Raw genomic sequence first — 19,579 nt, forward strand, 5'->3', positions numbered from 1 at the left:
TTATTTTTTTATAATCTTATCTCTAAAAACAACTTTATTATTTTCTGTTAAAGTGTAAATATAGATACCCGATTTTAAATCACTTACCTGAATTACTGAAGTACTCTTATCCTGTCCTCCACTTACGTCAACAGGATCACCTATCATACGCCCTGTAATATCATAAAGCCTCAATTTTAATTTCTTATCATCATTTGTTTTCACAAAAATGTTAACGACATCTGTTGCAGGATTAGGATATGCTTTTACTGCAAATTCATTATTTGTTTCAAAATCTATTGCACCTAAATTGGTTGCTTTTAATTCAAAACGAGCAATTACTGGTCCGTGATCCGATGTTGTATTTACATAATTAGAAATGTCATTACGAGGATCATAAACTGCAATAGAGTTAGCAATGTATTCGCTATTCAACTCATTAGATATCATGATATGATCCAAAAATCCACCCGAGCTCAAGAAGCTAAAAGCTCCAGCTTTACTAATTTCTAAAGTAAGTGCATTATAATTAGAAGTATCATCTACGAAAGCCTTATATGATGATGGATTTGGTGTAATAACTGATGCTTTGACATCATCATTATAATCTCCTAAAATGATTAAATTAGACTTTGAATAATAACGATCTAAACTATCCTTTAATACTTGAGCATCATATTTACGCATGTTGTATTTACTTATATCTGATCCACTATTGGCACGTGCATGAAGATCGACCAAATTAATTAGTTTTTTCACTCCTCCAATATTTGTTTCTATTTGTACCATATATGGTAAACGCCCAGATGAAAAAAAGTTGGCATTGGTACCTGGATAATTTACTAAAGTTTCGGTTCCATTACGAAGTCCATCGTAAAAATCCTTAAACATTACGCGTTCACTTGTAACCGTTGCTGTTTCAGTATTATAAATCACAACTAATTTTTGTGGAGGGAAATTAGGATCAGCTGGATTAAATGAATAAGACCAACTAGGTGAAGTTACTTTACTAAATGTTTTACCACCTACACTTATTTGTTTAATTAATTCATCCATAGCAGCATCATTTGACACTTCTTGTACAGCGTAAACATCGGCATCTAACTTAATCATTGCTTTAGCAACATTAGCAATTTGCAATACATTATCTGTAGGACCAAATTCTTTGCCAGAAGCATCCTTAACATCTGTACCAAAAAACTCAAGATTATACGTTACAACATCAAAAGTATCCACTTTTGGTAAAGAAGAACCAGTTAGTGTGCCAATCTCTTTATTTAATGCTGTTCCCGTTACAGTTAAAGGGCCTGCAATTTTTAAAGCTTTTGTTGATGGTGTAAATTTCGCATAAATCGTCTTTCCTGATAATGCATCAGCCTCAAGAACATTAATACTAGATTGAAAGTTAGAATTATCAAGAGATAGTTGGTAATCTGTAGGTGCAGTAATAGTGATATCACCATAGCCACCCGCTTTAAAAGCAAAAGATTTACTAATAGAAACTCCATTCGGACTAACATCACCAAAATCCAAATTAGGATTTGAATCGACATAACCTAATTCATTAGTTATGGCTACATCATCGATTGTCCACTCAGCAGCATTACCGCTACCTCCACCGATTGTCGTTTCGTAAACCCAAGCCAAATAAGTATGATTCGTTTTATAAGCTCCTAAACTAATATATTGTGATTGTACATAAGTAGCTGTTACAGCAGGAAAACTTCCATCTAATTCTGTCCAAGTAGCAGTTTCAGGGCTACTTACACCATCATAATCTACAGAAACCATCAATTTTAAACTCGGTCCTGCAAAATATTTACGAGAGTAAAATGACAATAAGGGAAATTTATCAAAAGTATCTAACTGTAATTTAGGAGAAATCAACCAATCTTTACTTGGACCATTATCTGAATATCCATTCATTACTACGGCTCTAGGAGCACTTTTCGCATTAGTCGTCGTACTTATCCATTTATTACTAGTCCCAGCTACATTATAAGCTGTCCAACCACTATTGGTTAAAACATTTGCATCATTAAAGTCTTGAATATATGGATTGATTCCAATACCAGATAAAGCAACTATTTTATTTGTCGCTCCAGTAGATTCATGAGTAATTTGTCCTGAAAAATCGCCAGTTGCATTTGGTGCAAAACGAACATATACGGTTGGTGTCGCATTTCCAGCAAAATCGGCTACATTATATTGTACCGAAGATAGAAAATTGATATTATCTTTTGAAACTGTAAAATTAGCAGGTGCAGTAACTGTTACTTCACTAGTAAGATTAGTTGCGCCTATTTGGTAATTTAAAACAGCCGAATTAAAATTTTGCTCAACTGGTACTTCAAAATTAATTGCTGCGGTACTAGTTGTTAATTTTGGTAATACAACACTTGAAGTCGTAACGTCTAATTTGTTTGCACTTGTTTGTATATTGCCATATGGGTCTTCAGAAATAGAGTAAACACTATATGATGTATTCAATGTTAAACCTGTAAACGTTTTTGAATAAACCTGAGTCTTATCAGTAATATCTAATAGCCCTGATTGCAAAGCTGCAGTTCCACTAGCATTTAATCCATTTTTTATTTGTGAAGTAGTTGGTGCAGCATCAGTAGAAGGTACTAATACATAATATGTTTTACCAATTTCATCTATTTGATTAGAAAAATGAAACTCGTCTGATAATACATTATCTATTTTTGGATAACCTACACTATTTATTGGAGCAACATTATCGCTTTTAATAGTTATATTGTCAATTGCAAAAGATTGACGAGAACCAGTTGTACCTGATACTAACCTAGCAATCCATCTTATTTGCACTACAGGTTGATTATCACAATCTGAAGGCAATGTCACAGAGATTCTTGTAGTTAACATATCTAAAGGCGTAGTAACAGCTCCGGTTTGTTGAGTTATACTATTATTTAAATAAGCTGTAGATGGTAAAGTAATGAAAGCTCCTGTTGTACCAACACGATATTGCAAAGCCATCTCTTGAAGACGATTAACAGATGCTCCATCGTATAGATTACGAATTATCATAGCATCATATTGAACTATTATTGCAGTATTATTAAGACTTGAAAAAGCAAAACCTAATGCAAAATCAGCAGAAGTTGTATTCAAGAACCCTATTTTACCATTATAGTTATGAACATTACCGCTAGTTGTAGAAGCAGTACTTCCCCCTACTAACGCTTTATCACCAGTCAAACCAGTACCATAAGTAGCATTATTCTGAGTCGCACTAACTTGCCATCCTTGAAATCCAGCTGGATAAACTGTAGCTGTTGCAGGCAATGCATCAAAATTTTGTGTATAAGGCAATGCCTGAGGCAGTGGTTGAGTCTGCGCAAAAAGATTCCCTGAAAAGCAATAAAAAAAACTAAAAAAAGCCATTAAATGGCGCAAAGAGTAAATGTTTTTCATACGATTAAAAATAGAGTTTTTAGAATTCAAATTTATAGCCTTTAAAGTTAAGCGAATATTACAAAACCTTAAAGTTATTGTTTATAAATTTATCAAATATTCAATACCAAACAACATAATATTGATTATTTGAATTCGATATATTTAACATTTTAATAAATTAAACATATAATTCACACTTTTTCCTTTTTTAAATCTGAGTCAAAACACCTCAACAATCCGAGCAATAGTAAGGCTTTTCAAACAAAAAAACACATAATAATCCCTCATTAATCATCCTAATAATTAACCTATTTAATATTCATTAAATGAGAACTATCTCGGAGTTACTTGCAAAAATTGTACTTTTATTTAATTATCCACTAATACTAAAAATCACATATTATGGACTTCTTCAAAATCAAAACTAGTTGGTCAAATGCTGAGTTTATTATATTGAAACTTTGTATTGCTTCGGCATACATTTTAATTGGTTCCTATTTCCATGATTTTTTTAGCAACTACTACCCTCCTTTAATTATCTTATTTGGTATTACAGTAATTTGGTCTGTTTATTTATGGTTGAATAAAATGAGAAACAGCAAGTAGTGATAAGGATAAATTGGAATTAGTCCTCAAACAAAACTATCTTTGCACAAAAATTTCAGCATGTCGCATCAACATTTTATTCTTTTTAAACCATATGGTTATTTGAGCCAGTTTATATATGAGCTAAAGAGAAAGAAAAAACTTTTAGGGGAATTACATAACTTCCCAGAGGGTACAATGGCTATTGGTAGACTTGATGAGGATTCGGAAGGATTACTTTTACTCACTACTGATGGAAAAGTGAGTGAACAAGTAAGGAGTAAAAAAGTTGATAAAGAATACTATGTTCAAGTTGATGGAATTATTACTCCTGAGGCTATTGAAGAATTACAAAAAGGAGTTGAGATTGGCTTTGATGGTGGAAAATATAAAACGAAACCTTGTACTGCTTTTATAGTTACCGAAATACCTGATTTTGGACCAAGAGGAAAAAAAATAAGAGATGAACGACATGGACCAACTTCATGGGCATCGATAACAGTAAATGAAGGAAAGTTTCGCCAAGTACGAAAAATGACAGCCGCAGTTGGTTTTCCTACTTTACGGTTAGTACGTGTTCGCATAGGAAATGTATATTTGCAAGGCTTAAAAGCTGGCGAAGTTTTGGAAGTTGATGATTTTCAGATTAACAATTAAACAAATTAAACAATAATGCTAAATATAGTTCTCGTAGAACCCGAAATACCTAATAACACTGGAAACATTGGTCGTTTATGTGTAGGTACTCAAAGCCGATTACATTTAATTCATCCTTTTGGTTTTGTTATAAATGATAAAAACCTAAAACGCTCAGGATTGGATTACTGGGTTCATCTTGATGTAACTGAATATCAAAATGTAGCAGAATGGAAAGCTCAAATCCCTGACCTATCTCGCGTTTTCTTGATGAGTTCTCATGCTGAAAATTCATACCTTGAAGCTGACTTTCAAGATGGTGATTGGCTAGTATTTGGCAAAGAAAGTGTTGGACTAAGTCAAGAAGTTTTAGCTCAGTTTGAAAATCATCTTACAATACCAATGTCTTCATTAATCCGAAGTTTTAATATTGCAAACTCTGTTGCTTTTGTAGTAGGAGAAGCCAAGAGACAGATCGGTGTAAAACTTCGTTAGATTGTTTATTCCTTTATAAAGTTTTAAGTAATTACAAATTTACCTTTTTCAGCATCAAAAGTTATATGGTCATCTTTGAATAAATTTGCAAAACTTCCAGTTGCAATTAAATTACAAGGTTCATCCTGTATAACTTTTTCAGGTGTCATTATAATCATTTCATCACTTAATTGAATTGCTAAATCAATATCATGCGTAGAAAACAAAATGCATTTCCCTGTTTCATGTGTTAACTTCTTAAGCAATTTAAATAAGGCTACTTTGTGTAATAAATCGAGGTGTGTTGTAGGTTCATCAAGAATAATAAGTGGTGTATCTTGTGCCAAAGCTCGTGCAATTAATACTTTTTGTAATTGTCCATCACTTATTTCATAATGCTTTTTATGCGACAAATGACTTATTTGTGTGAGTTCTAGCGCCTGATTTACTTTCTTAATATCGTATTGCGTTAAAGTCCCAATCCAGTTTGTATAAGGTTGACGTCCTAAAGCTACTAATTCAAAAACAGAAAGATTACTTGATGGGAGCTTTTCGGTTAAAACTATACTCAAATTTTGAGCTAAATCAAGTGGTTTATATGCAAATACACTCTTATTATTTAGCAAAACTGTTCCTGATAATGGATTCTGAATACCTGTTATTGTTCGTAGTAAAGTTGATTTACCTATCCCGTTTGCACCAATTAAAGCAATGAGCTTTCCTGGCTCAAAGTTTAAATTTAAGTTTTGAGCAATAGTCACAGTAGCTTTCTTGGTCTTATAACCAATACTTAAGTCTGAAGTAGTTAGGATGCTTTCCATTTTTTAAAATTTTATTCTAGCCACAGATTAACAAGATTCTCATAGATTATTCAAATTTCTTTTTAATCTATGCAAAAAAATCATTCAAAATTCCTTTTTCGCACTAATAACCAAATCACCACCGGTGCTCCTATTATAGATGTTATTGCATTAATAGGTAATGTAGTTTCTAATCCGGGCAATTGTGATGCAATATCACAAAACAACATAATTATCCCTCCATAAAAAAGGGTACTCCAATATAAAACTACATGATTACTGGTTCTAAATGTAAGCTTGGCAATATGTGGAACTGCTAATCCTATAAAAGCAATTGGTCCTGCAAAAGCAGTAACACTTCCTGCAAGAATACTTGTAGCAAGTATAATTATTAATCTTGTTTTTTTAAAATTAAGCCCCATACTTTTTGCATAGTTCTCTCCCAATAACAATGCGTTTAATGGTTTTATGCTACTAGCACTTAAAAGCAATCCAATACTAACGCTAATTGCTAAAACAACAATCGATGACCAAGAAAGATTTCCAAGGCTTCCTAATGACCAAAAGGTAAATTTTTGCAATTGCTCTGCAGAACTAAAATAAGTTAGAACTCCCACTATAGCACTAGTAAAACTACCAAACATAAGTCCGACAATTAAAATAGCCATTGTATTTCGTAATCGCTGTGAGACCAATAAAACTAAGAATAGAACAGAAATACTTCCTAATGTTGAAGCTAATACAATCCCGTAACTTGACAATACTATTGTATTTAAAAATGGAGGCAATAAACCTGCTCCTAAAATCACAATGGCCACTGCCAATATTGCTCCTGAACTTAACCCTAGAACATCAGGACCTGCTAATGGGTTTCTGAATAATGTTTGCATCATTAATCCGCTTGTAGATAATCCTACACCAACTAATACTGCCGTTATAGCTTTAGGTAAACGATAATTAATTATAATATATTCCCAAGTCGACTTACTCGCTTCTCCTCCTGTTAAACTAGTATAAACTTCTTTAAAAGGGATTGTAATCGACCCGAAACTAATATCTAAAAAGAATAGTACCAAAAGTGCTAAACCGAGTATGAAAAACAAGATAGTATTTCGCTTTTGATTCGCCAACTTGAAATTAATTTAATTTAGATGCAAAAGTAAATTCATAGCTTCGCAATAACTCTGGATGAAATATCTTAATATAATCTTTAAGAACTAAATCTGGTCGGCTTGGTGCTAATTCGTAATAAATTGTACCTCCTGTTGCCCCAAATTTACTCTCGAAAGTATATACATTTTTTGTTTTGAAAGCGTCAAACTGACTGTAATGCGGATTGCTTTTTTCTAATTCTGCCAATGACTTAAAAGAACCTGTTGCAATCCAAACCGAAGCTGTTTTGGCTTTATCTAATATTTTTTCAAAGGACAATCCTTGGCTTCCTGTACCCTCTAAATTTGCCCATAAATAATTAGCCTTAGCATCGTCCATAAATTGCGCTACCCAACTATTCCCTTTGGCAACATACCACTGATCCATATACATCGAACCATATAAAACTGTCGAAGTAACTTCCTTAGAAGCAACTAATTTTTTTGCTTCCTTGTAGCTAGTTACAATTTTATCAAAAAGTTCTTTGGCTTGTGCTCCTTTTCCAAATAATGCTCCGTATAATTTAATCCATTCCGCTTTTCCTAGTGGAGATTGTTCCATCCAATCTGCTTGAATAAGAACTTTCAGACCGCTCTTTTGCAAATTATCCTGCATTGAATTATTATTATCAACTCCGAAAGTAACAATTAAGTCTGGTGCCAATTCGATAAGCTGTTCGATATTTAATTTTTCATTTTGCCCAACATTTTTAACAGCTCCTTCATCAATTAATTTTCTAGTTTTCTCTGAAGAAATATAATCGGTATGTGGAAACCCTACCAAATTATTCTCAACATCTAACATTTCTAAAAACGGAATATTAGTTGTTGATGTTACTACAATTGTTTGTAATGGGACCTGAATTGTAGTGTAGTTTTTTAAACTATCTGGCACTACTCCATCTTTTTCCTTTAAAACATAAGTATAATCCTTATTCGCTTCTGGCCAAGGATTTGTAACTTTTACAACCGAATAACCTGTAAATTTATTAATAGAGAGCCCTGAAGCATATTCAATACTATTTTGCCCAGTTTCGGCTTTTATTTCTGTAGTACTTTCACTTTTCTTACAACTAATTAATACTAAAAAAGAAAAAAGAAAAACAACTTTATGTAATAACGATTTCATATATAGCTCCTATTTATTTTTTAAAAGAATTATAGCATCACTATTTAACCTCATATCTGATTTTAAATTATAGCAATCCCATATTTTACAATGTTGGATAGCAACAAAGGTAGCGCAATTTCTAAATTTCTTGTTTACTTTTAAACTTAAAAAATTAAACAAATAGTATCTTTACAGCATGAATGGTCTTAAAGTAAAAAACTGCTCAAGCTGTGGAACCGCATTTAATTGTGGTGATTCTCCCGATGGAAACAAATGCTGGTGTAATGACTTCCCTCCAATTTTTGTACCTTCAGAAGTTGTGGATTGCCTTTGTCCAAATTGTTTTAAAAATGCCTGTACAGTAAAAATAGATGATTTTGTAAATAGAATTACTCCCGATATTGCGGTTGATAACAAAGCTTCCACTTTACCCAAAAACAATACCCTTATTGAGGGAATTGATTATTATCTAGAAAATGGGAATTATGTTTTTAAAGAATGGTTTCACTTAAAAAGAGGAAATTGTTGTGGAAATAAATGCAGACATTGCCCATATAAATAATTGTTTAGTTGTTAATTATAAATGATGAAAAATAATATTGTAAAAGATAAAAAATTTGATTTTCCCATTCGTATAGTTAGACTATACCAATACTTATGTACCGTCAAAATGGAATTCATACTTTCTAAACAACTTCTTAGGTCAGGAACAAGTATTGGCGCAATGATTAGAGAAGCAGAGCATGCTGAAAGCAAAAATGACTTTATTCATAAATTTACAATCAACAACTAATAATTAAAACGATGATATACCTAATTACTGGTGGTGAACGTTCAGGAAAAAGTGGTTATGCACAAGAACTTGCATTACAACTTACAGATACGCCAATGTATGTGGCAACTGCCCGAAAATGGGATGAAGATTTCCAAAATCGGATTGGTAGACACCAACAAGAACGTGATGAACGCTGGACGAATATTGAAAAAGAGAAACATTTAAGCGAAATTAATTTTTCTGGTAAAGTAGCCTTAATTGACTGTGTAACGCTTTGGTTAACCAACTTTTTTGTGGATACCAAAAATGATGTTGCATTATCACTAGAAGAAGCTAAAGCTGAATTTTTAAAAATTGCCAATCAACCCGACGCAACTTTAATAATTGTGACCAACGAAATCGGAATGGGACTTCATGCAGACACACATGTGGGAAGAAAATTTACAGAATTACAAGGCTGGATGAATCAGTTTCTGGCTAAAAATGCCGATATTGTTGTGCTAATGGTTTCTGGAATTCCAGTTAGAATAAAAGGGTAAATTGAATCGGGTCTTTAAATTAACTTTTCAATCTTATAAGTTCCACTTTTAACCCCTCACTTTTTAAACAAAAAAACATGAGTTATTTAGATGACATATTAAAATCACGCCGTGACACACGCCATTTTACAAATGATGAAGTTCCTGATGAAGTTATTCAGAAAGCTTTACAGGCAGGACATTGGGCTCCTTCGGTTGGTTTAACTGATGCTACTAAATATTACATCATAAAATCTAATGAAGTAAAAAAGGCTATCAAAGATTTATTTTTAGATTATAATAAAAAAGCTGAATCCCTAACTGATGATGAAGAGCAAAAACAACATTATAAATCCTTGAAATTAGAAGCTATAGAAGAAGCTCCAATAGGGTTAATAATTGCTTATGATCGCTCGGTATTAAACAGTTTTACCATAGGAACTGTCGGTAGTAATGAAGCTGTCAAATTCAGTTCTGTTTGTGCTGCACAAAATATATGGCTATCTCTTACGGAACAAGGATATGGCATGGGTTGGGTTTCTATTTTAAATTATTACCAATTCAAAAAAATAATTGACTTGCCCGAAAACATAGAACCTCTAGGTTATTTTTGTATCGGTAAACCAGCAACGAACTATGATAACCAACCGATGCTGCAACAATTAAACTGGAAACAAAAATCGGAAACTTTTAATTGTACAGAAATCAAAACCATAAATGAGAACTTTATCCCTAAGACAGATTTTGAAAACAATTCAAAACCTGAACTTTCAAGCTCATTTAGTGAAACACTACAATTTAAAATCGACTCTAAAACAAAACCAACTGGTTCTCTTGGAGCTCTAGAGAAATTAGCATTTCAGATTGGAACTATCTTTCAGACTTTAACTCCTGAAATTATAAAACCAAACATTGTTGTTTTTGCAGCAGACCACGGTATTGCTAATCATGGAGTGAGCGCATATCCACAAGATGTGACCCGACAAATGGTTGGTAATTTCCTTGAAGAAGGAGCAGCAATCAATGTATTTTGTAAACAAAACAAAATTAAACTATCAATTGTAGATGCTGGTGTAAATTATGATTTCCCAACAAATGCAAATTTGATTAATGCTAAAATTGCCAAAGGAACACAGTCATTTTTACACGCTCCTGCAATGAGCGAAAACGAATTACAATTGTGTTTATCTAAAGGAGGTGAAATCATTGATGCTATTGCAAAAACAGGAAGTAACTGCATTGGTTTTGGTGAAATGGGTATAGGAAATACATCTACAGCCTCGGTTTTAATGAGTGTTTTAACCGGAATCTCCATCGAAGAGTGTGTAGGTAAAGGAACTGGTGTTGACGCAGATAAATTAATTCAGAAACAGAATATCCTAAAAAAAGCCATTCAAAATTATTCTGGTCAAGCCAAATTACATGAGCAACTTGCCTTTTTTGGTGGCTTTGAAATTATGCAAATGGCAGGTGGAATGCTAACTGCTTATAAAAACAACATGCTAATTCTTGTTGATGGTTTCATTTGCACAGTTGCTTTTTTAATTGCTCATAAAATAAATCCCGAAATCAAAAAGAATGCTATTTTCTGTCATTCTTCTGCCGAACAAGCACATCAAAAATTATTGAATTACTTAGAGGTTCAACCCGTCTTACAACTAGATTTACGCTTAGGCGAAGGAACAGGCTGTGCAATTGCTTTGCCTATAATACAATCGGCTGTTGCTTTCTTGAACGAAATGGCTACTTTTGAAAATGCAGGGATTAGCAATAAGTAATTAATACCAATTAAAAAAAACATCTCTTTTTAATGAAAAAGCAACTCCATATTTTTTTCACAGCTTTAATGTTTTACACTCGAATCCCATGTCCGAAAAACATTGACCACAATCCTGATTATTTAAATAAAGCCAGTCGTTATTTCCCATTGATTGGATGGATTGTTGGAACCCTTTCTTTTTTAGCTTTTTATGGTGCTTCCTTTTTGGTTTCTACTGCAGCATCAGTAATTATAGGAATGATTACTGGAATCTTAACAACTGGAGCTTTTCATGAAGACGGTTTTGCCGATGTTTGTGATGGTTTTGGTGGTGGTTGGACCAAAGAAAAAATCTTATTAATCATGAAAGATAGTGCCATTGGTGCTTATGGAGCCATTGGTGTTGTGTTGCTATTATTATTAAAATTCCAATTACTTACTGAGTTAATAACCACTGCAAGTCAACAATCAATCTTTACTATTCTTCTATTGTTTATTGCAGGACATTCGCTTAGTCGCTTGGCAGCAATAAGTATTGTGTTCACACATGAGTATTCACGAGAAGATGCTTCAAGCAAAAGCAAACCTATTGCAAAGAGTTTTAGTTGGAAAGAAGTTTTAGGAGCATTCGTTTTTGGGTTATTACCTCTTTTAGTTCTTTCCTATTTTCAGTACCAATTAATATTGGTTGTAATTCCAGTATTCTTAACGCGTTACTTTCTGGCACGTTATTTTCAAAAATGGATTGATGGTTATACTGGTGATTGTTTAGGTGCGACCCAGCAAGTTTGCGAAGTTATCTTTTACTTAAGTGTTATAGCGATATGGAGATTTATTTAGTTCGTCATACTGAAACGGTTTGTGAAAAAGGAATCTGTTACGGTCAAACCGATGTAGACATAGCCACTCCTTATAATTTAATTTTTGAAAATATTGCACAACAATTACCTCAAGATGCTTTATTATATTCGAGTCCACTGAAACGCTGTGTATTACTTGCCAAACATATTCAAAAGCAAAATGACATCACAAATTACAAAGAAGACAATCGCTTAATGGAAATGAATTTTGGCGATTGGGAAATGAAAAATTGGAACGAAATCTCTCAAGAAGATCTAAATCCTTGGATGGAAGATTTTGTAAATGTTCGTGTTCCAGATGGAGAATCTTTTGTTGACCTACACAAAAGAGTTAGTGATTTTATAGAAAATGAAATACATACTAAGACGCCTCAAAAAGTAATCATTGTTGCCCATGCAGGAGTTGTAAGAAGCATATTGTGTCTCTTAAACTCTCTTCCTTTAAAAGATGCTTTCCAAAACAAAGTCGATTTTGGTCAGGTTATAAAAATCATAATTTAAAACGACGAATAACCTCTTTTATTTAGGCTTATAGGTTAAAAACCAAACAAAATTGATTTTTAAGTATTTTTAACTTTATATTTGCATTCACATTAAGGTTGTGTTATTTTTTGAGACACATTAAAAGGGAATCAAGTAAATGAAGATTGAAAATATCAACATTCAAAAATCTTGAGCTGTACCCGCAACTGTAAACTTAGTTCCGTAAGGAATGTTTGTTGTTAACTACAAAACCACTGTTTTAGAACGGGAAGGAAAACAACAAGACGTAAGCCAGGAGACCTGCCTTTGTTAACTAATATCGAACTCTCGGGAAGAAGAGTTTAGAAATTATGACATTACAAAAGTTCTACATCTGTTTTTCGCTCTTAGTTTGCCAATTCATTTCGGCACAAAATGATTCTATAACAAAACTAAAAGAAGTTATCGTTTCGGATGCTAATCTCAAAAAATATTCTGATTCACAATCGGTATTAAAACTCAATGACTCCATTATTAATAAAAATGAAGCATTACTTACTGATTTGTTAAACTTCAATTCTACTATATACTTTAAAGAATACGGTCGTGGAATGCTTTCAACAGTTGCGTTTAGAGGAACAACAGCCTCTCAAACAGCAGTTATTTGGAACGGTATTAATATCAATTCCCAGATGAATGGAAGTACCGATTTCAATACCATTTCTTCCAATGATTATAATTCGATAAGTGTAAAAGCTGGTGGTGGAAGTGTTATTTACGGAAGTGGTGCTGTTGGAGGAACTGTACATTTAAACAATGACTTAATCTTCAACGATCAATTTAGCAATAGTTTAAGACTTGATTACGGTAGTTTTAATACTGCTGGAATCAACTACAAAACAAACATTTCGAACAAAAAGTGGAGTGCACAAATTGGTTTTTCTAAAAACAGTTCAACGAATGATTATCCTTATGTAAATACATACAATTGGAAAGGCGAACAACGCTATAATACTAATGGACAATATGATGTGATTGGCGTAAATGCCAATTTTGGATATAAAATAAACAAAAACAACACCATAAAATTATACAGTCAAACTTCAAATACTGACAGAAACACATCATTGATTTCAGAATCAGAAACCAAGTCAAAATACATCAATGGTTTTAGCCGCAACTTAATAGAATACAATGGTGACTTTAATAAATTAACTGCCAATTTTAAGACTGCATATATTCTAGAAAATTATCAATATTTTGCCGACATAGACCGTGATTATTATAGTTATGGAAAAACACAAAACTTAATAACTAAACTTGATTTAGGATATCAAATATTAAAATCTATTCAAGTAAATGGGGTTATAGATTATAGCAGGACCAAAGGATATGGGACTAGTTTTGGAAATAATGTTCGTGAAATAAGTTCTGTATCATTATTAGCAAAACAGCAAGTAACAACCAAATGGCTGAATGAATTTGGTATTCGGAAAGAATTTACAAATAATTATAAGTCACCTGTATTATTTTCATTAGGTTCTTCTTATGAGTTTAGTAAATTCTATAATCTAAAATTAAATCTATCCCGAAATTATCGAATCCCAACTTACAATGATCTCTATTGGGATGAAGGGGGAAATCCTAACTTAAAACCTGAAAGCTCTTATCAAGCTGAAATTGGAAATGTTTTTTCATATAAAAAAATAACACTTTCTCAAACTGTTTACTATATCAAAATTAAAGATTTACTACAATGGGTACCTGGAAACAAAGGAATATGGTCGCCACAAAACACCGACAAAGTAAACTCTTATGGAACAGAAACTATGCTAAGCTGGAAAAACAATTATGGTAAAAACTATTTTAGTCTAAATGCGACATATGCTTATACTGTTTCTAAAAATGAAGAAACCAATAAACAAATATTTTTTGTCCCATTTAATAAAGCAACTGGAGCTATAGCTTATGCCCGTGGTAAAATATCTGCCAACTATCAAATTTTATACAATGGCTTTGTATATACAAGAGCCGATAATAACCCAAAAGAGATTGTCAATGATTATTTAATATCAAATATTGGTATCGATTATGATTTTCACTTCCTGTCTTCTTTCAAACTTGGTTTTCAAGTTCGTAATTTATTCAATGAAGAATATGAAAGCTTAGAAGACCGAATTATGCCTGGAAGAAATTTTAATATGTATTTAACCCTTAAATTTTAATATAATGAAGTTCAGTAAATTATTTTTAATAGTACTCAGCGTCTCATTGTTCGTTTCTTGTTCGAATGATGATAACAACGATTCAGATGACCAGAAAGGAGCATATGACAATGGCATCCTGATTTTGAATGAAGGATCTGCAGGTCAAGGATCTGTTTCATTTATTGACAATAATCTTAATAATTTCGTACAAGATATTTACACTGCTGCAAACCCTAAAGATTTAATGGGTAAATATGCTCAAAACATCTTCTTTGATGGCGATAGAGCTTATATCATTGCTGGTGGCTCTAATGTAATTAATGTTGTAAACCGATATACTTTCAAGTTAATTGCAAAGATAGAAACTGGACTTAAAAACCCAAGATATGGTGTTGTAAAAGACGGAAAAGCTTATGTCACTAACGCAAATACATATTATTCTTATGAAAAGCCAGAGGAAAATCCTAATGGAAACACTGATGATTATGTTGCAGTAATTAATTTAGCGACAAATGCTGTTGAGTCTAAAATTGAATTAAATGCAACTGCTAATAGAATCCTATTAGAAGACGGTAAATTATATATTACTGAGCCCCTAAACAATGATAAATTATTAATTGTAAATATAGCTGACAAAAAACTAGAAACACCTATAATTATTGGTTTAAGCTCTGATACTATGGAAGAAGAAAATGGGATTATATATATCTTAAGAGGACCATATGATGGCACTAGAAGTGAAATTACAAAGGTGAAAATTTCAGACAAAACAACTTCAAAAATTGAATTTCCAGCATCTTTAGATGGAGCAGGGAATTTAGATATTTATGAAAATAAAATTTATTATACTGCAGGAAGTTCGGTTTATGCTATGAACTTAAACGACACTACAGCCTCTACAACAACTATTTTAACTTCTAGTGCCGGGTATTTATATGGCTTTGCAGTTAAAAACAATCATATTTTTGTAGCTGATGGTGGAAACTTTAAATCAGACAGTAAAGCATACATCTATTCTCTTACAGGAACTCTACAAAAAGAATTAGTTGTTGGTATAGGTCCAAACGGTTTTTACTTTAATGATTAATTAAAATCATCCTTTTTACATTTTACTTTATAAAAAAGGCTTTCATAATGAAAGCCTTTTTTAATTCTTTATCTATCTTGTAATGCTCTCAAAAGTCCTTCTGGAGCTTTATCTAAATACATCTGATTTCGTATACCATCTATCGCTTTTGAATCCGTAAAGTATTCCAACTCTTTTCCTTCTTTACGCTTAATCATTTTAGCAGTTACTGAAATTTTCGATATAGCAGCATTTAACAACGGTTCTGATTCATCACCTAAAACCCCTAATGAATTTATATATTCTGGCACACTATAAGTAGGAGTCAATCCATTAGTATATTCTCCAAAATCAAGTGAGTTCACAATCTTCAAAACAATGGGTTGCATTGCATATTTATGATTTGGATTACGATTAGTTTTCCCAAAAGTAGGCGAATCATATAAGGTAACCGAACCTACATTTTTACCTATAGTAACATCTCCTATTTGTACTACATCAATATATGGTTTTAAACCATTAATAATTAATTCACTTGCAGATGCAGTACTTTTAGTCGTTAATATATATATCTTACCTAAATTCAAACTATTTATAGCAACTCCATTAAATTTATCTACAAAATTATTATTAAGTGATTCTGGATCTTCACTTTCAAAATATTTATTGATTTTGGCATTCCATTTTTGTTTAGAGAAAACCTTATCTGTAAACTGTCCAGTAATCATACTTGCTAATCTGGTTGCAGTTTGTACAGAGCCTCCCCCATTATAACGTAAATCAAGAACTAAATCAGTAATTCCTTGATTTTTTAAATCTCCAAATGCTGCATTTAATTGATCATCATAGTTACCATAAAAGCCATTATACATCAAGTAACCAATTTTATGCCCTCCTGAATTTATTACTTTATTAATAAAAATTGGATTTTCATCCAAAACTGTTTTCGTTAATGTAAACGATTTGCCATTTGGTGTGAATGTCGTTCCATTATAATCAGTTAGATTTATCGTATAACTATCTGGAGCAAGCAATGCTTTATAATTACCATAATTAATTTGCGTGCCGTTAATACCATAAAATAAGTCTCCGCGCTTCACTCCTTTACTAGCAGCATCAGAATTAGGCAAAACATAACGAACAAAACCAATTAAATCGTTAGATCCTTTAGATACTGGGCTCAATTTAAAATCAATTCCATTATTTTTAGATGTACCCTGAAGCTCTTGTTCCAACACAGTGTAGTCGTCCACGATCCAACTAAATCGATCTATCGAAGGGTCTACACGTAAAGAATTAAATAATGTTTCAGGATCAGGATAGCCTTTTAAAAAAGAATTCAATTGTTCTTGAGTTCCAAAACGATCATCTGCTAAATTAGGGACATCACTTTGCCATAAATAGTACTGATTCAATCCTTTCCAGATAAAATCCTGTACCTGTAAATTCCTAGGGGCAGCCACATCATCTTGATCTTGGCAAGCTTGAAAGCAGAATATAGCTAAAAATAATAATATTGCAGTTCTAAATATTGTCTTCATAGTATAGTATCAATATAGTATTAACGTAAAAATACTACCTTTAGTTTTATTTAACACACATTTGTAACAAAAATAATTCTGTTTCGTCTTGATATTATAAGCGAACCTATAATTTGTCATTTTTATGAATCAAATCGTTTTCATTCAGTTAGTAAATCCTTTCAAAGACAAAGTATTTCGTCTGGCAAAACGATTGCTCACAAGTACAGAAGAAGCTGAAGATGCTTCGCAAGAGATTTTAGTAAAATTATGGAATAAGAAAGAAACTTTAAATACCTATAATAATGTTGAAGCTCTTGCCATGACAATGACCAAAAATTATTGTTTGGATCAACTAAAATCTAAACGAGCCAGTAATATTACTCTTGTACATACGAATTACAAAGACAGGGAGCCACAATTAGATCAAAAAATTGAAGATAATAATAGTTTAGAATGGGTAGAAAAAATAATGAATCAGTTGCCTGAACAGCAACAAATTTTAATTCAGTTACGAGATGTCGAACAATATGAATTTGACGAAATCTCCAAAATAGTTAATATGAATGAAACTGCTATACGAGTAGCACTTTCAAGAGCTAGAAAAAAAATAAGAGAATCTATGCTTAACACACACGAATATGGAATCAAATAAAATAGAAATAATATTAGAAAAATACTTTCAGGGAGAAAGTACTATTGCTGAAGAAAATGAATTAAAAAACTATTTTTCTTCTTCGAATGTTGCGCAGCATTTGGAACAATACAAACCACTTTTTGGTTATTTCTCTCAAGTAAAAGAACAACGTTTAACGCAAGAAATTCCACTACAAACTAAAAAACGTAATGTTGCGTGGTTATCAATTGCTGCTTCGGCTGTTATTTTACTAGGAATAAGTTCTTATTTATACTTCAACAGTACCAATAACACGGTTCCTGTTGTTACAAATTCAGATTTAGGAACTTATGACACTCCAGAAGAAGCTTTAGCAGCAACACAAAAAGCTTTGGCTATGGTGTCACACAATGTAAATACTGGTATAGAAAGTATCCAGTACATCAAAGAATACGAACAATCAAAAAACTTAATTTTCAAACAAAATAAAATTCGATAAAATGAAATCAACTATTCACGAAAACAGTAAAAACTTGAGTAAAAAATTCATAATAACACTAGTATTTATATTTGTTAGCCATGCTTTTTATGCCCAAGGAACTTTTGATAAATATGACGGACAAGATGATGTAACATCTGTAATTGTAAATAAAAAGATGTTTGATTTAATGAGCAAAGTAAAAGTTGACGCTTCAGACAAGGAAACGCAGCAATATTTAAGTCTTATTAAAAAATTAGACAATCTAAAAGTGTTTACCACAAAAAGCAGCCGAGTTGAAGCCGACATGAAACTTACAGCAGATAAATATATAAAAACTGCTGCATTAGAAGAATTAATGCGAGTAAATGACAATGGAAGAAACGTGAAAATCTACGTAAGATCTGGATCTAGCGATACTCAAATAAAAGAATTATTCATGTTTATTGATTCAGGCAAAAACGAAGACACCGTTTTACTATCACTAACTGGTAATTTTGATTTAAATGAAATTTCAGTACTTACTGATAAAATGAAATTGCCAGGAGGATCTGATTTGAAAAAAGCATCTAAAGGAAAAAAATAACATGAAACGAATAACCACTATTTTCGCCTTTTTAGGATTATTACTTTTAATAAGCTGTAATTCTGAGCCTTCATTGCAAAAATATTTTGTCGAAAACACTGAAAACAAAAATTTCATTGCACTGGATGTTTCACCTACTATTCTTAACATAGATAAAACAAAACTATCTACAGAACAAAGTGAAGCACTAAAATCTTTCGACAAAATGAATATTTTAGCTTTCAAACGAAATGACAAAAACCAAGCTGATTACGAAACAGAAAGAACTAAGGTAAATACTATTTTAAAAAATCCTAAATACCAGCAATTAATGAAGTTCGGTTCTGGTAAAGATGGTGCTTCTGTGAGCTATGTTGGAACTGACGAAAATATTGAAGAATTCGTGATTTATGCCAATAGAAACGAAAATGGCTTTGCCGTAGTTCGTGTTTTAGGAAAAAATATGAATCCAAACAACATTATGACATTAATGAGCGTTCTTAAAGAATCTAATATCGATATGGAACAACTCAAACCGTTACAACAACTGATTAAATAATTCTTACTTTAGAATCTGAAAAAAGCTCCAATTAT

At 32.2% G+C, this 19,579-nt stretch carries 18 protein-coding genes, 1 pseudogene and 1 riboswitch; of the genes and pseudogenes, 14 read left to right on the plus strand and 5 right to left on the minus strand.

All coding sequences use genetic code 11. The features are described 5' to 3' along the window. Nucleotides 1-3,420, minus strand: coding sequence for a T9SS-dependent choice-of-anchor J family protein (locus LNQ49_RS07845; protein WP_229988102.1), 3,420 nt, complete (start codon nt 3,418-3,420; stop codon nt 1-3). A 648-nt stretch (nt 3,421-4,068) separates the two neighbouring features. On the opposite strand from LNQ49_RS07845, the gene LNQ49_RS07850 reads away from it, so the two are divergent. Next, complete coding sequence (locus LNQ49_RS07850) at nt 4,069-4,644, plus strand: pseudouridine synthase (RefSeq protein WP_229988103.1); 576 nt, start codon at nt 4,069-4,071, stop codon at nt 4,642-4,644. 15 nt (nt 4,645-4,659) lie between these two features. Further along, a complete protein-coding gene (locus LNQ49_RS07855; RefSeq protein ID WP_229988104.1) occupies nt 4,660-5,118 on the plus strand; it encodes a tRNA (cytidine(34)-2'-O)-methyltransferase in 459 nt (152 codons plus the stop codon). A 23-nt stretch (nt 5,119-5,141) separates the two neighbouring features. Here LNQ49_RS07855 and LNQ49_RS07860 read toward each other — a convergent pair whose 3' ends face one another. From LNQ49_RS07860 to LNQ49_RS07870, 3 genes are all read right to left on the minus strand, one after another. Continuing rightward, nucleotides 5,142-5,918, minus strand: coding sequence for an ABC transporter ATP-binding protein (locus LNQ49_RS07860; protein WP_229988105.1), 777 nt, complete (start codon nt 5,916-5,918; stop codon nt 5,142-5,144). A gap of 80 nt (nt 5,919-5,998) precedes the next feature. Next, nucleotides 5,999-7,027 carry an iron ABC transporter permease gene (locus LNQ49_RS07865; protein ID WP_229988106.1) on the minus strand — a complete coding sequence of 343 codons (1,029 nt, stop codon included), beginning with the start codon at nt 7,025-7,027 and terminating at the stop codon, nt 5,999-6,001. A gap of 7 nt (nt 7,028-7,034) precedes the next feature. Then, entirely contained in the window at nt 7,035-8,177 is a 1,143-nt protein-coding gene (locus LNQ49_RS07870; RefSeq protein ID WP_229988107.1) for an ABC transporter substrate-binding protein, read from the minus strand. Between the two features lie 178 nt (nt 8,178-8,355). Here LNQ49_RS07870 and LNQ49_RS07875 point away from each other — a divergent pair, with 178 nt between their 5' ends. The 8 genes and pseudogenes from LNQ49_RS07875 to LNQ49_RS07910 all read left to right on the plus strand — a co-directional run bounded on the left by LNQ49_RS07875 (nt 8,356) and on the right by LNQ49_RS07910 (nt 15,827). Next, nucleotides 8,356-8,721, plus strand: a complete 366-nt coding sequence (locus LNQ49_RS07875; RefSeq protein WP_229988108.1) for a C1orf53 family protein — start codon at nt 8,356-8,358, stop codon at nt 8,719-8,721. 24 nt (nt 8,722-8,745) lie between these two features. Continuing rightward, nucleotides 8,746-8,943 (plus strand): annotated as a pseudogene (locus LNQ49_RS07880) (four helix bundle protein); the annotation flags it as partial. 20 nt (nt 8,944-8,963) lie between these two features. Beyond that, complete coding sequence (cobU, locus tag LNQ49_RS07885) at nt 8,964-9,473, plus strand: bifunctional adenosylcobinamide kinase/adenosylcobinamide-phosphate guanylyltransferase (RefSeq protein WP_229988109.1); 510 nt, start codon at nt 8,964-8,966, stop codon at nt 9,471-9,473. Between the two features lie 77 nt (nt 9,474-9,550). Beyond that, nucleotides 9,551-11,230, plus strand: a complete 1,680-nt coding sequence (gene cobT, locus LNQ49_RS07890) for a nicotinate-nucleotide--dimethylbenzimidazole phosphoribosyltransferase (RefSeq protein WP_229988110.1) — start codon at nt 9,551-9,553, stop codon at nt 11,228-11,230. A 32-nt stretch (nt 11,231-11,262) separates the two neighbouring features. After that, a complete protein-coding gene (locus LNQ49_RS07895) occupies nt 11,263-12,051 on the plus strand; it encodes an adenosylcobinamide-GDP ribazoletransferase (RefSeq protein WP_229988111.1) in 789 nt (262 codons plus the stop codon). Beyond that, entirely contained in the window at nt 12,036-12,572 is a 537-nt protein-coding gene (gene cobC, locus LNQ49_RS07900) for an alpha-ribazole phosphatase (RefSeq protein WP_229988112.1), read from the plus strand. Before LNQ49_RS07895 ends, cobC begins: the two co-directional genes overlap by 16 nt. A 78-nt stretch (nt 12,573-12,650) precedes the next feature. Beyond that, a riboswitch (cobalamin riboswitch) is annotated at nt 12,651-12,876 on the plus strand. 28 nt (nt 12,877-12,904) lie between these two features. Continuing rightward, nucleotides 12,905-14,758 (plus strand): TonB-dependent receptor plug domain-containing protein, encoded by a 1,854-nt coding sequence (locus tag LNQ49_RS07905; protein WP_229988113.1) that lies wholly within the window; start codon nt 12,905-12,907, stop codon nt 14,756-14,758. Nucleotides 14,759-14,762: 4 nt separating this feature from the next. Beyond that, nucleotides 14,763-15,827, plus strand: a complete 1,065-nt coding sequence (locus LNQ49_RS07910) for a YncE family protein (protein WP_229988114.1) — start codon at nt 14,763-14,765, stop codon at nt 15,825-15,827. A 68-nt stretch (nt 15,828-15,895) separates the two neighbouring features. Here the strand turns inward: LNQ49_RS07910 and LNQ49_RS07915 are convergent, their stop codons facing one another. After that, a complete protein-coding gene (locus tag LNQ49_RS07915) occupies nt 15,896-17,347 on the minus strand; it encodes a S41 family peptidase (RefSeq protein ID WP_229988115.1) in 1,452 nt (483 codons plus the stop codon). A gap of 124 nt (nt 17,348-17,471) precedes the next feature. Here LNQ49_RS07915 and LNQ49_RS07920 point away from each other — a divergent pair, with 124 nt between their 5' ends. From LNQ49_RS07920 to LNQ49_RS07935, 4 genes are read left to right on the plus strand one after another with little or no spacing between them, the layout of a single operon-like run. Then, nucleotides 17,472-17,981, plus strand: a complete 510-nt coding sequence (locus tag LNQ49_RS07920; RefSeq protein ID WP_229988116.1) for an RNA polymerase sigma factor — start codon at nt 17,472-17,474, stop codon at nt 17,979-17,981. Beyond that, nucleotides 17,968-18,441 (plus strand): hypothetical protein, encoded by a 474-nt coding sequence (locus LNQ49_RS07925; RefSeq protein ID WP_229988117.1) that lies wholly within the window; start codon nt 17,968-17,970, stop codon nt 18,439-18,441. Before LNQ49_RS07920 ends, LNQ49_RS07925 begins: the two co-directional genes overlap by 14 nt. A gap of 1 nt (nt 18,442) precedes the next feature. Next, on the plus strand, nt 18,443-19,006 hold the full coding sequence (locus LNQ49_RS07930; protein ID WP_229988118.1) for a DUF4252 domain-containing protein: 564 nt from the start codon (nt 18,443-18,445) through the stop codon (nt 19,004-19,006). Between the two features lies 1 nt (nt 19,007). Further along, a complete protein-coding gene (locus LNQ49_RS07935; protein ID WP_229988119.1) occupies nt 19,008-19,544 on the plus strand; it encodes a DUF4252 domain-containing protein in 537 nt (178 codons plus the stop codon). Nucleotides 19,545-19,579 lie beyond the last annotated feature (35 nt).

The sequence above is a fragment of the Flavobacterium pisciphilum genome (assembly GCF_020905345.1).
GTDB lineage: Bacteria > Bacteroidota > Bacteroidia > Flavobacteriales > Flavobacteriaceae > Flavobacterium > Flavobacterium pisciphilum.

Coding starts and splice junctions, on each gene's coding strand:
- LNQ49_RS07845 (WP_229988102.1), bottom strand. CDS start 3,420: ATGAAAAACATTTACTCTTTGCGCCATTTAATGGCTTTTTTTAGTTTT.
- LNQ49_RS07850 (WP_229988103.1), top strand. CDS start 4,069: ATGTCGCATCAACATTTTATTCTTTTTAAACCATATGGTTATTTGAGC.
- LNQ49_RS07855 (WP_229988104.1), top strand. CDS start 4,660: ATGCTAAATATAGTTCTCGTAGAACCCGAAATACCTAATAACACTGGA.
- LNQ49_RS07860 (WP_229988105.1), bottom strand. CDS start 5,918: ATGGAAAGCATCCTAACTACTTCAGACTTAAGTATTGGTTATAAGACC.
- LNQ49_RS07870 (WP_229988107.1), bottom strand. CDS start 8,177: ATGAAATCGTTATTACATAAAGTTGTTTTTCTTTTTTCTTTTTTAGTA.
- LNQ49_RS07875 (WP_229988108.1), top strand. CDS start 8,356: ATGAATGGTCTTAAAGTAAAAAACTGCTCAAGCTGTGGAACCGCATTT.
- cobU (WP_229988109.1), top strand. CDS start 8,964: ATGATATACCTAATTACTGGTGGTGAACGTTCAGGAAAAAGTGGTTAT.
- cobT (WP_229988110.1), top strand. CDS start 9,551: ATGAGTTATTTAGATGACATATTAAAATCACGCCGTGACACACGCCAT.
- LNQ49_RS07895 (WP_229988111.1), top strand. CDS start 11,263: ATGAAAAAGCAACTCCATATTTTTTTCACAGCTTTAATGTTTTACACT.
- cobC (WP_229988112.1), top strand. CDS start 12,036: ATGGAGATTTATTTAGTTCGTCATACTGAAACGGTTTGTGAAAAAGGA.
- LNQ49_RS07905 (WP_229988113.1), top strand. CDS start 12,905: ATGACATTACAAAAGTTCTACATCTGTTTTTCGCTCTTAGTTTGCCAA.
- LNQ49_RS07910 (WP_229988114.1), top strand. CDS start 14,763: ATGAAGTTCAGTAAATTATTTTTAATAGTACTCAGCGTCTCATTGTTC.
- LNQ49_RS07915 (WP_229988115.1), bottom strand. CDS start 17,347: ATGAAGACAATATTTAGAACTGCAATATTATTATTTTTAGCTATATTC.
- LNQ49_RS07920 (WP_229988116.1), top strand. CDS start 17,472: ATGAATCAAATCGTTTTCATTCAGTTAGTAAATCCTTTCAAAGACAAA.
- LNQ49_RS07925 (WP_229988117.1), top strand. CDS start 17,968: ATGGAATCAAATAAAATAGAAATAATATTAGAAAAATACTTTCAGGGA.
- LNQ49_RS07930 (WP_229988118.1), top strand. CDS start 18,443: ATGAAATCAACTATTCACGAAAACAGTAAAAACTTGAGTAAAAAATTC.
- LNQ49_RS07935 (WP_229988119.1), top strand. CDS start 19,008: ATGAAACGAATAACCACTATTTTCGCCTTTTTAGGATTATTACTTTTA.